Source organism: Rhodococcus sp. 05-2254-6 (genome assembly GCF_002258565.1).
In the GTDB taxonomy this organism is placed as follows: domain Bacteria; phylum Actinomycetota; class Actinomycetes; order Mycobacteriales; family Mycobacteriaceae; genus Rhodococcoides.
On the sequence record NZ_NOZF01000126.1, the window covers coordinates 43,565 to 58,133 of the forward strand.

The 14,569-nt window shown below is 63.6% G+C and carries 11 protein-coding genes; all 11 read left to right on the top strand.

The features are described 5' to 3' along the window. Nucleotides 1–4 precede the first annotated feature (4 nt). The 11 genes from CH256_RS16210 (at nucleotide 5) to CH256_RS16265 (ending at nucleotide 14,334) form a co-directional block, all read left to right on the top strand. Complete coding sequence (locus CH256_RS16210; RefSeq protein WP_015586145.1) at nucleotides 5–736, top strand: hypothetical protein; 732 nt, start codon at nucleotides 5–7, stop codon at nucleotides 734–736. Further along, on the top strand, nucleotides 736–3,261 hold the full coding sequence (locus CH256_RS16215; protein WP_015586146.1) for an ATP-binding protein: 2,526 nt from the start codon (nucleotides 736–738) through the stop codon (nucleotides 3,259–3,261). Before CH256_RS16210 ends, CH256_RS16215 begins: the two co-directional genes overlap by 1 nt. Nucleotides 3,262–3,311: 50 nt before the next feature. Then, complete coding sequence (locus CH256_RS16220; RefSeq protein ID WP_141216644.1) at nucleotides 3,312–5,429, top strand: hypothetical protein; 2,118 nt, start codon at nucleotides 3,312–3,314, stop codon at nucleotides 5,427–5,429. A 119-nt stretch (nucleotides 5,430–5,548) separates the two neighbouring features. Next, a complete protein-coding gene (locus CH256_RS16225; RefSeq protein ID WP_072692242.1) occupies nucleotides 5,549–7,015 on the top strand; it encodes a peptidoglycan DD-metalloendopeptidase family protein in 1,467 nt (488 codons plus the stop codon). Then, nucleotides 7,015–7,614 carry a hypothetical protein gene (locus CH256_RS28640; protein WP_015586149.1) on the top strand — a complete coding sequence of 200 codons (600 nt, stop codon included), beginning with the start codon at nucleotides 7,015–7,017 and terminating at the stop codon, nucleotides 7,612–7,614. Before CH256_RS16225 ends, CH256_RS28640 begins: the two co-directional genes overlap by 1 nt. 666 nt (nucleotides 7,615–8,280) lie before the next feature. Next, nucleotides 8,281–8,709 carry a hypothetical protein gene (locus tag CH256_RS16235; RefSeq protein WP_015586151.1) on the top strand — a complete coding sequence of 143 codons (429 nt, stop codon included), beginning with the start codon at nucleotides 8,281–8,283 and terminating at the stop codon, nucleotides 8,707–8,709. Further along, nucleotides 8,709–10,958 carry an FtsK/SpoIIIE domain-containing protein gene (locus CH256_RS16240; RefSeq protein WP_052049378.1) on the top strand — a complete coding sequence of 750 codons (2,250 nt, stop codon included), beginning with the start codon at nucleotides 8,709–8,711 and terminating at the stop codon, nucleotides 10,956–10,958. Before CH256_RS16235 ends, CH256_RS16240 begins: the two co-directional genes overlap by 1 nt. Before the next feature lie 40 nt (nucleotides 10,959–10,998). After that, nucleotides 10,999–11,331, top strand: coding sequence for a hypothetical protein (locus CH256_RS16245; RefSeq protein ID WP_015586153.1), 333 nt, complete (start codon nucleotides 10,999–11,001; stop codon nucleotides 11,329–11,331). Nucleotides 11,332–12,058: 727 nt separating this feature from the next. Next, complete coding sequence (locus tag CH256_RS16255) at nucleotides 12,059–12,739, top strand: hypothetical protein (RefSeq protein WP_052049379.1); 681 nt, start codon at nucleotides 12,059–12,061, stop codon at nucleotides 12,737–12,739. Next, a complete protein-coding gene (locus tag CH256_RS16260; RefSeq protein WP_141216645.1) occupies nucleotides 12,729–13,508 on the top strand; it encodes a hypothetical protein in 780 nt (259 codons plus the stop codon). Before CH256_RS16255 ends, CH256_RS16260 begins: the two co-directional genes overlap by 11 nt. 76 nt (nucleotides 13,509–13,584) lie before the next feature. Continuing rightward, entirely contained in the window at nucleotides 13,585–14,334 is a 750-nt protein-coding gene (locus tag CH256_RS16265; RefSeq protein WP_015586157.1) for a hypothetical protein, read from the top strand. Nucleotides 14,335–14,569: the final 235 nt, after the last annotated feature.

Here is a 14,569-nt window from a genome sequence, read left to right on the forward strand (position 1 = left end):
GACCATGACCGAACAGCAGGCCTCCTCGCGGAGCGTGGTCAAGATGTTCACCAAAGCGCGCAATTTTCCGCAGCTGATCGGCAAAGCGCCAGACGGCCGAAAGATCCCCGGTGGCCCCTACACCCTGACCCAGTTCGTCGGCGCGGGTATTGCAGGCGGACTGCTGTGGCTGACCCAGTCGCTGTGGGCGCAGGGCAGTGTCATCACCAACGGTGTCATCTTCCTCGGTGTCACCGGCGGCACCCTGTGGGCGTTGGGGAGGCTGCCGCAGGGAGCACGGAATCCGATCTCAGTAGTCCGGGGTGTCGGGCGCGCGGCTACCGGGGCGATGTCACCGTCGAGGATCAATGGCGAGCCGATCCGGATCAAACGCCCTCACGCGGTACTGGGGTCGGTGATCATCCTCGACACCCCGCCAAGCCACGACGCTGCTATCAGTGAACCAGCAGTCATCAGAGCATCCAGCGATCGAGTAGAGAACGCCGCGGCACCGGTGGAGCTCGACGACAACGCAGCGCCGGCCGCACCAGCATTCAGACCTCTGACCCAACCGCGGCCGGAGCGAAAGATCGCACCAGCGCCAGCCCGGCCGCGATCGGACGGCGAACGCCAGCGCTCGCAGAGTCCAGCCCTGGCCGAAGCGTTCGGCGTCGCCAACCTGGCACCGGCGAGCAGCGTTCAGCAGCTGCTTGCCATGGCTGCAGCGGCCCCCACCCCGACCCGAGAGAAGGCGTAATGCAACAACCGAACCGGCTCGTCACCTCGAACTTGCGCTGGACCCGCTCCGGAGTCGTCTGGGCGGACTACGTCCTGACCGGAATCCCGTACGGGTACCGGCCGATCGAAGACCGACAGACCGCGCGGGCGATGCACAAGATGTTGCTGCGCGCTCTTCCTGGCGAATCTCTCCTGCTCAGTGTCGCGGTCAGTCTGGACCCAATGACCATCGTCGAGCGCATGGAACGGGGTGTCGATCTCGATCTCCATCCCGCGTGGGCAGACGAATGCGACGCCACGATCGACCGCCTGGAGGAGATCCGACCCGGCCAGCGAATCTACTGGCTGTCCATCCCCCTGGCCAACCACGGCTTCGGTGACACCGTCAAGGCCGCAACGTCCGCCGCATGGTCCTCGGTGGCCGATCTGCTGGGGATGCCGCCCTCGTCGATTCCCGTCGAGGAGAGAGAACGCCGCGCAGCTCAGGCCGCGCAGATCGCCGCGGCCATCCCTGCCTTCTACGATGCGACCCCCGCAACCCCCTCCCAGATGGTGTGGCTGCACCAACATGCTCTGCAGCGCGGCCTCGGCCTCGATACCGACATGCCCACCGCTCTAGATCATCCGGCAGGCACTGCTCGAGGATCCTTCACTGCCGCGCGGCTCGACGAAGGGGCTCAAAGCGATCGCCCCGAATCGGGCTGGCGGGCCAAGGCGCCGACCTTGTCGCGTGTGCTCAAAGTCGACCAGCCGTGGGAGGTAACGCCACCGCCGGCCAGCTATCAGTGCTTCCTGGTGCTCGCCGCCACTCCTTCGGGCGGCACGCTGTTTCCAGGCTCGGAGTACCTGACCCTCGCGGACAACCTGGGCGGCGTCGATGTCGACTGGGCAATTCGGTTCAAGAACTCCGCTGCATCGGAGGTTCTGAAGAAGAACCGCCGCGCCTTGGTGCAGATGAACGATCAATACACCCAGCGAGAAGACGAATTGAGCACCGGCAGCGTCCTCGACGACGCTGCCGTCGCCCTCGCGGAATACAACGCGCTTCTGGAGGCGGACGCAATGGAGATGGAAGTGCAATCCACCACCGTCTTCTGTGTCGCCGCCGCGGACGAAGAGACGGCCATCGCATATCAGCGCGAGCTGGCGAAGGAGTTCGAGGGTTCGACCTACAGGTTGCAGTCACCGATCGGATTCCAGGAGGAGCTGTTCTGGGCAATGACACCCGGCGTGCCGACGCCGGCGATCTGCAACGAGTTCGCGCAGATCACCACATCCGAACATTTCGCCGCGTACGTACCGGTCACCCGCAACGATCTCGGCGACGGAGACGGCCCGCTGATCGCACTCAACATTTCCTCGGCCCGCACTGGCGTCGTGCACCACGACATCGCCAAGAAAGCGTCACGTGACGTTTCGGGTTCGGTGGGAGTGTGTGGCAACTTGGGATCAGGCAAGTCCGGCTACTTGAAAACAACCGGTAACCAGGTCGTCGACCGCGGCGGCCAAGTCATCGTGGTCGACCGGACCCCTCTGGGCGAATACGCACTGTGGGCCGAAGCGATCACCGACGCGGTGGTCGTCGATACCGCAGCACCGGACGTCACGATGGACCCTCTTCGGCTGTTCTCGCCCGCACGAGGAGGGGAAGTTGCGGTGTCTATTCTGTTGCCGCTGTTGCAACTTCAGCCCGACGACCGTTTGGGGGTACTGCTGTCTCAAGTGCTCGAGCCGGAATACCGCGCTCGCTTCGGCAATTTCACTACCCCAGGCCTGGTTTCGCACCTCGAGAAGGACTGCACCCTCGACGGAGCTGCCGAGCTTGCCGGAAAGTTGAAGGTCTACGCGACCAAATCCTATGCAGCAGCGCTGTTTCGGCCGGACCTAGAGCCGTTCAATCCACGCGCAGGAGCCATCGTCTTCCGCACTCACACACTGGAATTGCCCTCGGAGCGAGAAGTGGAGAACGAGCATCTGTTCAAGCAGATGTCGCTCCAGAAGCGGGTAGGGCGAATGATGTACACCCTCATCGCGCAGATCGCCCGCGGCATTTGCTTCGCGGACCCCAACACCCTCGCGGTCTTCCTGCTCGACGAATGCCATCACCTGACGCGCTCGAGCGAAGGTGTCGAGATCATCATCGACTTCATTCGAGACGGCCGCAAACACGACGCCGCGGTGATGCTCGGATCGCACGACCCCGAAGCAGACTTCGGCTCCGAGACGCTGCGAGGGCTCATCCCCACCCGGCTCGTGTTCCGGCAGACGGATCGACGACTAGCGCAAAAATCGTTGAAGTGGCTCGGCGTCGGGGAAGACGATCTCGGACTGCTCAAAGAGCTGATGGAGAACACATCGCCCGTCGAAGGCAAAGACGGATACGTCGCACCGCATCGCCGCGGAGAGGGCTACATGCGCGATCCCGCCGGCAACGTCGGCCGCATCAAGGTCTTACTTCCGGCATCGGAAGCGAGATACCAAGCGGCGAGTACGACTCCGAAAGAATCGACTACCGAGCGCGCTGCGGAGTTGGCGACATGGTGATGTCGAAACGAGTTGTGCGCCGGCCAGGTTCGATTGGCGGCGGCGTCAAGATGGTTCTCGAGCTCGTGCTGTGGTCGTGGATCCCGCGGTCGTGGTGCAGTGTTCTCGCTCGCTTCCTCGGCCCTGTCTTCAAGTGGGTAGTGGCATCTCGAATCCGCCGCGCGATCGTCACAGGTGTCGCTGTCTGGCACATGATCGGTCTGCTGGCGATCGCCCTGGCGTCACCGGCTCATGCCGACCCGGGTGAAACCCTGCCCACCAACAGCACATTCAGCTGGATGGAAGTCCGTGACTCTCACGGAATTCTGGTCTGGGACTACTTCATGTCCATCGACGAAGGCTCGGTCGGGCACCCGATGTACACCGTGTTCTCCACCTTCATCATGCTCGAGTACGAGGTGTACCGCGGGGTGACCGGCTTCGCGATTTGGTTCGTCACCTACGCCTTGCGGTTCGAGTGGCTCGAATTGTTGACTGCGCCGTTCCGTTCGATCGGCGATGCCATGCAAACGGTCACCGATCAGTTCCAGCTCACGGGCCTTCTTCTCACCGCTGCTGCAGGCATCGGAGCGTGGTGGGTCATTCGCGGACGGTGGACGACGGGAGTGTACGAACTCCTGATGGCAGCAGCGATCGCCGCTGCGGCAGTGGGGATCCTGTCCAATCCAGTCGAACGGGTCGCAGGACAAAACGGCCTGATCATGCAGGCGCGCGACGCCGGCGTGCAGCTTGCGGCAGGCCTGGCCAACAAGGGAGACACGACGTCGAGTTCCGACGAACTCATCGACCAGATCTCGGAACAGATGGCCGACACGTTCATCAGGCAACCCACCCAACTGCTGAACTTCGGCCGAGTCATCGACGGCTCGCCCGACGGAGAACGTTGCACTCAAGCCTGGGACGCCGGCCACGAAAAAGCAGACGGCAACACACGAGACACCCTCAAAGACAACATCAAAGGCTGCGGCGGCGAAGGCGCAAAACAGATGAAGGACTTCGCCGATCACCCCGGACCGGGACAGGTCGGGTCCGGGGTCGCGATGCTACTGGCCGGTGTCATCCTGCTCGGATTCGCCACAATTCTGGCGTTCACCCTCATCCTCGCGGTACTCACCGCCCTCGCATCGGCCGTCAAGGGAATTGTGGTGACCGTCGTTGGAATTCTGCCCGGATCCGGCCGCGGAGCATTGTGGAAAGCCCTCGCCGCGGTGCTGATGTCGATGGTCATCGTTATCTTCGCGGTGGTGTTCCTCGTCGGATACATGATCGTGATCGGACAGTTGTTCAGAGGAGACGGCGACTCTCCGCTGATGATGAAATTCATCCTGACCGACATCGTTCTGATCGCGGGCATCATTCTCTACCGCCGCGCAGTGAAAGGACTACGCAAAGCTTCCGACGCCCTCGCACGCAAGCTCGGAAGCAGACCAGGAGCCGCGCCCACCGCGATATCGACCAAGACACCGACCAGCCCCCTCGCCCAAGCTGCCTACGCCGGACAAGTGGCCCGCCAGGCCTATCAAGGTGGAAAGGGACTGGCCAAGACAGCCAGCCATGCAACGGCCCGAACCGCCAAGGCGAGTAAAGCTCTCGTCGACGGGACGGCAGCCGCCAGCAGCGCAGCCACACTTGGAACTGCTGCCGTGGTCTACTCGGCCGGGAAGATTGCAACCGCGGGCGTCAAGAAGGTCGTCGGTCGACGGAGCGACGCCAAAGCTACCCAGGCGGCCACCGACACCACCAATGCTTCCGAAACCCACCCCAGCCTTCGCAAACCGATCAACATCGACCTTCCCCCGACGCAGTCGGTCGTCGGCTCCGGTCACTCCCACACTCCGGTCTCCAGCCCCGTCGGAGACCGATCGGCGGTCCGCTCTCACGGCGACAAGACAACGAACGCACCCGGTATCAAGCGGCCGGTGGCCACCGCTCCCGCACTGTCGACTCCAGGAAACCGAGAAGTTCGGGCCAGCCGCGCCACGGTGACCGGCCCTGGAGGCGGACGATTCCGTGAGTACTCCACCGATGAGGGCTCGCCGCTTCTGCTTCCCGACCGGTCCACGCGGCCGTCGAGTGCTCCGCGTCGTGCCCGACCGACCGTCCAACCAGGTGCCACCACGAATCCGACGGAAATCCTCCATCGAGCTGCGTCAGGCGCACGGCGATGACCTTGGTGGCCCCGCCTGAGACAGCGGTGTCGCCGAACTCGAAAGCGCCACGTCGATGGTGGAAACTCGCCCTGGCGGTCGGTATCGCCGCTCTCGGTGTACTCGTCGTCATTCCATTGATGGTCGTCGTACTCGTCACATCGTCAGGTTCCAGCGGTTGTGCCCCCACGGTCTCGTCCGGTACCGGTGGTGATGATGCATCGCCGTTGACCCCGTCCGGTCCCATCGGCAAGCCGACCCGCGATGGCACGACCACGATGACGTCCCCCTTCGGGCAGCGGTGGGGCACGATGCACCAAGGCGTCGACTTCGCGGGCCCGATCGGCACCCCGATCTACGCAGCCCTCGACGGCACTGTGGTCAAAGCCGGACCCGCTCAAGGCTTCGGAATGTGGATCGTCCTCGACTCGATCGTCGACGGAAAACCGGTCTCCACCGTGTACGGGCACATGTATCCCAACGGCGTCCTCGTCAAGGAGGGACAACAGGTCAAGGTCGGCGACCACATCGCCGACATCGGCAACGCCGGCGGCTCCACCGGACCACATCTGCACTTCGAGTACTGGGAAGGCGGCCGTTTACAGGGCGGAACCGCTATCGACCCGATGAGCAAACTCGGTCAGGCGGGAAGCCCCCAATCGTCCGGCGCTGATTCACCGACCGGCGCCGGTACCGCTGTCGATTGTGGCTTCGGCACGGCCGGCGGAGATCTCCGAACCGGATCCGTGCCGCCGGAGTTCGAGCCGTGGATCCGCAAAGCAGGAGCCGTGTGCCCAGGCGTGGGTGCTCCCCTGATCGCATCCCAACTCTCCGCCGAGAACGGTTTCCGCTACGGCCCGTCCGCTCCGGTATCGAGCACCGGAGCGTTGGGGCCCGCACAATTCATGCCGGGAACCTGGGCAACGTGGGGCAAGGATTACGACGGAGACGGGCGAGCCGACCCGAACTCCATCGGAGATGCAGTGATCTCACAAGCCCACTTCATGTGCGCCATCAACGGAGATATCACCGCAGCCATCGCCGCGAGAAAAGTGAAGGGCGACCCAACTGCACTGACGATTGCCGCCTACAACGCGGGCCCCGCCGCGGTGCTCGCAGCCGGTGGAATGCCATCCGGCGGTGACTACACCACACAAACACAGCCCTATGTGGCGAAGATTCTGGCCGGCCAAGCGCAGTACACATCCGAAGGTTCCACAGGCCGGTTCGTGCCGACCGGAGCTGACGGAGACAATGTCGTCGAGGCTGCACGCCAGTACCTCGGAACCCCCTACGTCTGGGGCGGCGGAGATATCAACGGCCCCTCCCGAGGAGGATTCGACTGCTCAGGACTGACCAGTTTCGCCTACTTCGCGGGCAAGCACATCACCCTGCCCCGCACATCCGAGGCCCAATGGGGAGTGGGTTCGGAGATCCCGATCGATCAAGCGATGCCCGGTGATCTCGTCTTCGGATCGTTCGAGGCGAACGGCCCTGGGCACGTCGGTATCTACATCGGCGGCGGTCAGATGATCCACGCCCCCACCACCGGAGACGTCGTCAAACAAGCTCCACTCATGGCTGGAATGAAAGCCCGGAGGATCTGATGTCCCTTGCCGGCCGACGTCTTATAGCCGTCCTCCTCGTCGTTGTAGCCGTGGTGACCATCGCCTGGTCCTGCAGCTCACCCGCCACCGATGAGCCGGAATCGGCACCGGAGACAACGAGCGCGCCAACCGCGCCGTCGCTACCCGAAATCAACACACAGCCAACCGAGACAACCGCTGTACCCGCTCCGATCAGCAGCGCCGCCACAGACGCGGAGACCGCAATCCGTCAAGCACTGACGACCGCCTTCACCTGGTACCCCAGCACCGACACGAGCTCGACCGACGCGTTTCTACGCGCCCGCCGATGGTTCACCGACAACCTCGCTGCAAAACTCTCCACCCCTGCAACGACCGAGCGAGGCCCCGGTGCCCAGTGGGAACAGTGGAAGAAAGAAGACGCCGAAATCACCGCAACCGTCTCGATCGGCTGCTCCGGATGCCCGGCAGATACCGCCGAGCGCATCTATCGAGTCGCGGAGATAACGCAATCGGCCGTCACCTCGGATGCCACGGTCCCCGTCGACTCCACCACGACCGTGTGGGTATCGGCAGTGCCGACCGCAGCCGGGTGGAGTGTGGACACTCTCGATTTCTGACCCTCGCCGCACATGACCCGGAGAGGGTCGCCGGCCACTGAACCGATCGCCCTGTACAGGCAACATGGAACGCACTATTTCCCGTGATCGGTGCCGCCGTTCATAGCCCTGTCGCGCTACGTGACAACCGGCTTCCGTCGGCCCTTAGCTCGCGGATCCGCGAGGAGGAGCCCCACCCCAGGCCGGTCGGGGTGGCTTGCGTATACCGAATCTCGTGGCAGTCACGCCGACGCTGGGGTTGGCGGATGGACGTTGCCCGAGGGTGCGTAAGAGAGGAATCGAACCGCATCCGATGAGCAGTTGATGAGGCGCCGATGCTGCCGCGAATTGGTGGTTATATGCCCCGGATGTGGGAAGGTCGCTGCAAGCCTTACTCGCTTCGCATCGCCGTTTGCAGCGTACCCCCCATGTCAAGGGGTGTCGAGCGCACATAGCTGTTCCCGCGACGGTCAGTCGCAACACGGAACGCGACTTGCCCGTCCCCAATCGCACCCTCACCGATAGAGCACTGGTGACCGATCGGTGCGCCACTGATGGGGCCATGAACGCATGCGCTGCAGCGCGAGATGAAAGGTTGTCGGAAAAAGATTCACCGCGGCTGTCACAGAAGTCGACGCACCTGGATCTACCTGTTCTCGAGAAGGCACGACGAGACAGGGAGTCCCCATGAGCGCACCGACACGACTACACGTAGCGAGGGCACGTTCGAGGAGCAGTCGATCTACGGCCGGCCCCCTGAGTCCTGTCATCGATCGAGGAGCGCTGCCGAACTTCGCTCGGATCGAGACCCTCAGGCTCGACGATCCCACCAACCGGATCGTGACCCTCGCAACCACCGACGAGGTCTGGTCGCTCGTCGTCGAGTGGAATTCGAGCAACCTGCTCGTCGACACCGAAGACGAACGATTGATCAGACTTGTCGATGCGGCTCTCCGCGCTGCGCACTGCCAGCCTCACGCCGCGTGCCGTTTCACCCTCGACTACAACCCGACCCATCTCAACAACGAAGTCGGCCGACGCAGCGTGGCCTTGACCGCAACGATGCGCCCAACTTCCGGTGACGGGATCCTGATCACGATCACCCGGGATGCATGATGTGCGCGCTACCCAACCCGACTCAGGCACCCCTCGACGGATACCGGTCGCTACGTGATGCACCCTCGCTCGACCCCCAGAACAATCCGTGGATCCGCAACTGTGTGCTCTACGTTGCCGGTGGAGTCGTGTCGGCAGCACTGGGCCCGATCCTGAACCTCGACACAGCGATCGCATGGGGTGGAGCAGCACTCGGCGTCGGCGCGGGCGCGGCCGTCAGCTACAACGGCTATCGCGCCACGATCCGAGCCGAAGAGACCGATCGTGCGATCGAGCAGCTCTGCCGGCTGACCGCGTCACCGCCGACCCGTGATGTCCTGACGGCGACTCGGTGGAGCGGCCAGTGGCCCGGCCGTCCGGGCAGAATCACCGTCCGCTACCAGTCGGCCGCGCTCCTTCTCGACGAACAGTGGGAGCCCCGCGTCGTCGAATTGCTCTCCCAGCAGAGCTGGGGCCGGTACCGGATCCAGAAGCACAACACACGCAAACGCCGTCTCGTTCTCGTCCCGGACACACGGTCCGTCTCCGAGACGCATGTCTCGCCCGAACTCGTCAAAGCCACGCGCACGATTCTCGCGCTGCTAGGGCCGACCGGAAAGATCACCAGACACGAGACGGACCCGAGCACCGGGGATCTTGTAGCTGTCGAAGCCACCCATGAGGTCGGACATCGACTCGAGTCCGAGGGCTATCGGGCCCGAGTACAACGAGTAGTGAGCGTCAATCTGCCCGGTCGGTGGCGTGCTCGCTGGAACCTCGAAACGGACTGGGTGCGTTTCGAGGTGCGCCCGACCTTTCCGAAGAAGCTCTACAACCCGGCCGGCCTCGGCGACGCGGAATCCACGACCGATCTCGGCGACCTCGCGCACTCCGACTACGACTCGGTCGCGATTTCGTACGGCGAGGACGAGGACGGCAACCCCATGGTGTGGCGGCCGGCGATCGACCCACACTTCATGCTCGTCGGTGCATCCGGAACCGGAAAGACCGTCACCGCACACACCCTGCTGACACAGCTCACCGCGCACGGTTGGCCGGTATGGGTCGTCGACGGAAAAGGGGTCGAGTTCTTGGGCTTCCAGGACTGGCCGAATGTACAGATCGTCGCCAGCCACATGGAGCACCAGGTCGCGGTCATCTATCGGTTCTGGAATCTCATGGAAACCCGGTACTCGCTGATCGTCAACGGAGAAGCTACCGAGGCCGACTTTGAGCCCGTCGTTCTGTTCATCGACGAGTACGCCGACTTCCGAGGCAACCTGCTCAACTGGTACTCGAGCATCAAAGGTAAGGGTGATCCCACCAAGCCGAAGACCCTCCAGGAAGTGGCGTCGATCGGACGAAAAGGCCGCACAGCGAAGTGCCACATGGTGCTGGGAACGCAGCGACCCGATGCCGAGTACTTCGGCGGCGACATGCGAGACAACTTTCGCCAGCGCGTATCGATGGGCCGTCTGAGTCCGCAGGGCGCGTTGATGATGTGGGAATCGGCAACCACTGGAGTCGGTATCCCGCGCGGATGTCGTGGGCGGGCGACCAGTGTCAACGACCACAACCAAGCGGTCGAAATTCAGACCTACTTCACTCCCGACCCCCGCAAGACTGAGCCCGGGGCCGACGACGCAGCGGTGCTGGACCGCCTGCGTCCTCTCGAAGTGCGGCACGAGCGGTTGGTGATCCTCGACCCGGATCCCGGCGGCACCGTGGACGGCGACGAAGAGATCCGTTTCCATCACGTCTCCGGCGCGCCCTGGGCGCGCGCGTCGGACCATCCCAATCTCGATCCCGTCGCCAGGCGAAAGACGCGCGCGGACAGTGATTCAGCTCGTCGCGCATCGTCGCCGATGGCAATGCTCAATCTCGACACCCCCACCGTTCGCCAGCCCAAGCCCGACGCGCAGACGCCGAAAGAAAAAGCCGTGTCCGGCGTCCCGGGCTCTCCGATGCACAAGGACCGCCCGCACCTGCAGGTGGTCCCCGACGCCGGTACCGACGTCGACGACTGGGAGGGCTACGGCGAATCCGAAGACACTGCTCCGGTCGACCTCGTTGCCGGCGACCTAGTTCTCCTCGACGAGGACGCCGGGATCTGGGTCGTCGTCGACAACGAACCCGACATCTACGGAGACGAGTCGGGTGACGACATGGTCGGGCTGACCTGGCGTGGCGACGGCGACGACGAGGGGGTGCTCGACATTCCTCTCGACGCGACTGTTCAAGTTCGTCGCCCCCTTGCCCTCGCCACCTGAATCACTCTGCGACACACACGATCAGAAGAGGAACAACCACATGTCCCAACACGGCAACAACAGCAAAGCCCTCTCCGACGACGATCAGATGGCGCTGATCTGGATCGCCCCACTCGCAGCCACCATGGCTCTCGGATCCGCAGGCCTGTGGTGGTCGACGGCAATCGCCTGGCTGGTCGAGCACTCCATTCTGATCGCCAGCGAGGCATCCCCGATGGTGCAGATCCCAGCATCGGACGGTGCCGGGCTCGACGGTCGACGACTGATCATCGCTCTCGCCGTCGTCGTCGCCCTCGGTGCCGTCGCGATCAGCGCCGGCCGCTCGGCCTACTCAGCCCGACAGGCTCGACTGCACCGAGGAGACCGGGGATGAGAACGAAAGCCACCAGTGGTCGCCGCGCAGAACTACGCGCGATCGCGAGCAGAGAATCGTTCACGATGCCGCTCGGTCAGTGTGTCCGAGACAGCAACTGGGCCGCCCGCGAAACGGCGGTCGCAGAGCTGCTGCAGTCACGGATCCCACGTCTCGAACGGCGCCGGAAAGCAACCGTCGCTGCAGCGCATCTCCTCGAATCGTGCGAGACCTGCCCGCTCGCGGCCTTCGTCGCATGCCGCACAAGAGCCGAGGCAGATAGCTATACCGGCGTCGCGGCAGGCGGACTGTACGACCGAGGAACTCTCATCACCGAAGAAAAACGACCCGACGGTCTGGACGCGATGCACTCCCGCGAGGTAGTGTCCCCAACATCTGATGTGCGGTCTGACCAACCGCATCAACTGAAAAGGGATGCACCATGACTGACGTCGACGTGGTTTCGCGTACGCAAAACAATCTTTCCCCCGCACTGTGTGATGCAGTGCCCGATAGCAATACAATGAATCCTGACCGGAATACCGGTTCATGGAGTCGCTCGACGACGCCGAGGGGTGGTTCCTTCGGCCCGACGAGCGACGGCAGTGACGCTGCGCGTGCGCGACGTCGCTCCACTCCCGCGGCGGGATCTAACAGAACATCCCGCCGCGGGAGTGCCTCGTCGGTACCCTCCGGACCCGCCCGCCGCCACCTGCTGTCGTTGCGGCTCGGCGGTATGCCCGACCAAATGATCCTCGATCTCACGAAGCTCAGCCTCAGTGATGTGGAGACAGTCGCCAACCACAAATGCTTCGAGACCACCGCAAGCATCTCGAAAGCTATTCTCGACGTCACCTTCCACCCCACCCGGGGACGGGCGATGACCTTAGGTGTCGGAGCTCAGCGACGGATCCGGGCCCTCGTCGCGATGGGCTACTCGGTGCAAGCGCTGTCCGAACTGACCGGGCTGTCGGTGCCCAAGCTTTCGACGTTGCCATCGGATCAAGTTGTCCCCAGTGAACTCTGGTCCGTCATCAACGACGTCTACGACCAGATCTCCATGACACCCGGCCCCGACGAGCAGGTCCGGAATGCAGCCCGTGAGCAGGGATGGGCGACGCCTCTTGCTTGGGACGATGACGAAATCGACGACCCCCGAGCACGTCCACATTCGCCCCGAGGCATCCGCGGCGTGGACGAGGCGGCCGTCTACCGTCGCCTGTGCGGCGAATGGAGACTGCCGCTCACTCTTGCAGAGCAAGCCGAGATCGTAGGAATTTCGCTCCGTCGGCGGTGGTCAACCGAGCACCTGGCCGACGTACTCGGAATCGATCTCGACTCAGCGGTGAAAAAGAAGGTCCGCTACCGTGCCCGGATGGCCGTGCACGCCGCTCGCTCCGATGGTGAACGAGAAGCCGATGTTGCGTAGCGACTACGTCAGAAGTGTCGTGGTCGCTCTGGCGGCAGGCGTCCTATGGGCCTTGATCGCGGCGTCGTCGGCATCCTGGGCCAGCACTCAGGCATCAACTGCTGCGACTGTCGGCCGCGTCTCGATTGTCGCGATAGCAGTGATCGTCGGGGTAGCTCTGTCGGCCGCGCTGCGGACCACCGTCATCGCGGTGTGTGCACGGGTCGAGATCTCCGTCGACGAGGCGGCGCTGGGGACGAAAATTCCCGTCATCGTCTCCGGTGTCGTGTGGGGCGTCATCTCCGCTTTCGTCAGTACTCCGACGAGTGCGCCGCCGGCGGCAATGCTGTTCTTGGCTCTGGTAGTGCCCTGGATTGCGTGGATCGACCAACGCGTGCAACGGATTCCGACTGCTCTTGCGTATCTGGCCGCCAGCGGAACTGCAGCAATGATCTTGCTCACCGGTGTCGTTCACGGCACCTGGGGCGCGGTCGGTCGCGCCCTTCTGGCCGGCCTGGCCGCCGGCATATTGTTCTTCGCGCTTGCAGTGCTTCTGCGCGGCGGAATCGGTATCGGCGATGCGCGACTGGTGGTCTCACTCGCGATGGTCCTAGGCTACGTCGGCTGGACATCCCTCGGTGCGGCGCTGGTGTTCTCGATCCTGACGGCTTTCGTCGGAGTGATAGTCGTGCGGGTCCTTCGAGCGATCAGATCCGAGCCTGCACGGTCGCATATCGCGCTGGGCCCGTACCTCGCACTCGGCACCGCGCTCACTCTCGTCGCATCCTGATCCGCCTGCGCGCAGTTGCGTCCTGCTTTTTCTTCCCTCCCCGAACTCGACAGCTCCCGAAGAGGTGATTGCCATCATGGCGAAGACACATCAGACCGCATGGACAGCCATTGCCGCAGCCGTGATGGTCGCTGTGGCGGCCGCGGCTGCCGTGGTGATCACGACGGATCACCACGAGGCCGACACTGCGCCACCACCACCCCAGGTCTTCCACGACGTCATCACCGTTGCGAGCCTTCTCGACGCCCTGCCCGTCGTCGACGATATCGACAGCACGGCCAGGTGGCCCGACGGTCAGCGCTTGGCGGAACTTCTCGTGCGGCCGCCAGGCAGCGATCACGGATGCGACACCAGGAACATCGCATTGGCAGCGGAGCTCGAGGCCGTCACATTCGCTGCCGGAACGGACAATTGCGTTGTGGCACAGGGCGTGTTGAATGATCCATACACCGGTGTCACCGTCGAATTCGATGCAGCATCTGAGAAAGATGCTGCAGCAAGCGATTACGTCTACCCGCTGGACGCGGCGTGGGCGTTGGGTGCTGCTGCATGGGCACCCGAACAGCAGCAACGCTTTGTCAGCGACGTACAGACCAACATCATCGTCGCCAGCGCGCAGGCAGTTGAACATCGAGCCCAACGTGGGCTTTCTCAGTGGCATCCGAGCAACGACGACCTCGCATGTGCATTTGCGGCGAAATATCTTCGTGTGGCGCAGACATACGCCTTGCCCATCACCCGCGGTGATGCTGTCGCGGCCACGCAACTCTGCGGTCTCGGCAACACCGCGGTGACAACTGCGGGCGAGACCGAACCGGCGAACTGACCACACGATCGGCCACACAAATCTCCTCCCCAAGAGGAAATGAAAGTCCCTCGCACACAACATGAAAGAAGGAATCTCATGCCCAAGACCGCCGACCAGGCCGATGCAACCACCCGCGAGATCCTCGGCCCGCAGTTCACCGCAATGCGCAACCTTGTCGAAGCAGCCGAGAACAGCCGGCAGAAGGCCGAAGCAGTCGCCAAAGCGCAGGCCGAACATGTCGACTCGACCGCCG

Excerpts from the sequence above, each read along its gene's own strand:
- CH256_RS16210 (WP_015586145.1), top strand. The coding sequence starts at position 5 with ATGACCGAACAGCAGGCCTCCTCGCGGAGCGTGGTCAAGATGTTCACC.
- CH256_RS16215 (WP_015586146.1), top strand. The coding sequence starts at position 736 with ATGCAACAACCGAACCGGCTCGTCACCTCGAACTTGCGCTGGACCCGC.
- CH256_RS16220 (WP_141216644.1), top strand. The coding sequence starts at position 3,312 with ATGGTTCTCGAGCTCGTGCTGTGGTCGTGGATCCCGCGGTCGTGGTGC.
- CH256_RS16225 (WP_072692242.1), top strand. The coding sequence starts at position 5,549 with ATGGTCGTCGTACTCGTCACATCGTCAGGTTCCAGCGGTTGTGCCCCC.
- CH256_RS28640 (WP_015586149.1), top strand. The coding sequence starts at position 7,015 with ATGTCCCTTGCCGGCCGACGTCTTATAGCCGTCCTCCTCGTCGTTGTA.
- CH256_RS16235 (WP_015586151.1), top strand. The coding sequence starts at position 8,281 with ATGAGCGCACCGACACGACTACACGTAGCGAGGGCACGTTCGAGGAGC.
- CH256_RS16240 (WP_052049378.1), top strand. The coding sequence starts at position 8,709 with ATGTGCGCGCTACCCAACCCGACTCAGGCACCCCTCGACGGATACCGG.
- CH256_RS16245 (WP_015586153.1), top strand. The coding sequence starts at position 10,999 with ATGTCCCAACACGGCAACAACAGCAAAGCCCTCTCCGACGACGATCAG.
- CH256_RS16255 (WP_052049379.1), top strand. The coding sequence starts at position 12,059 with ATGATCCTCGATCTCACGAAGCTCAGCCTCAGTGATGTGGAGACAGTC.
- CH256_RS16260 (WP_141216645.1), top strand. The coding sequence starts at position 12,729 with ATGTTGCGTAGCGACTACGTCAGAAGTGTCGTGGTCGCTCTGGCGGCA.
- CH256_RS16265 (WP_015586157.1), top strand. The coding sequence starts at position 13,585 with ATGGCGAAGACACATCAGACCGCATGGACAGCCATTGCCGCAGCCGTG.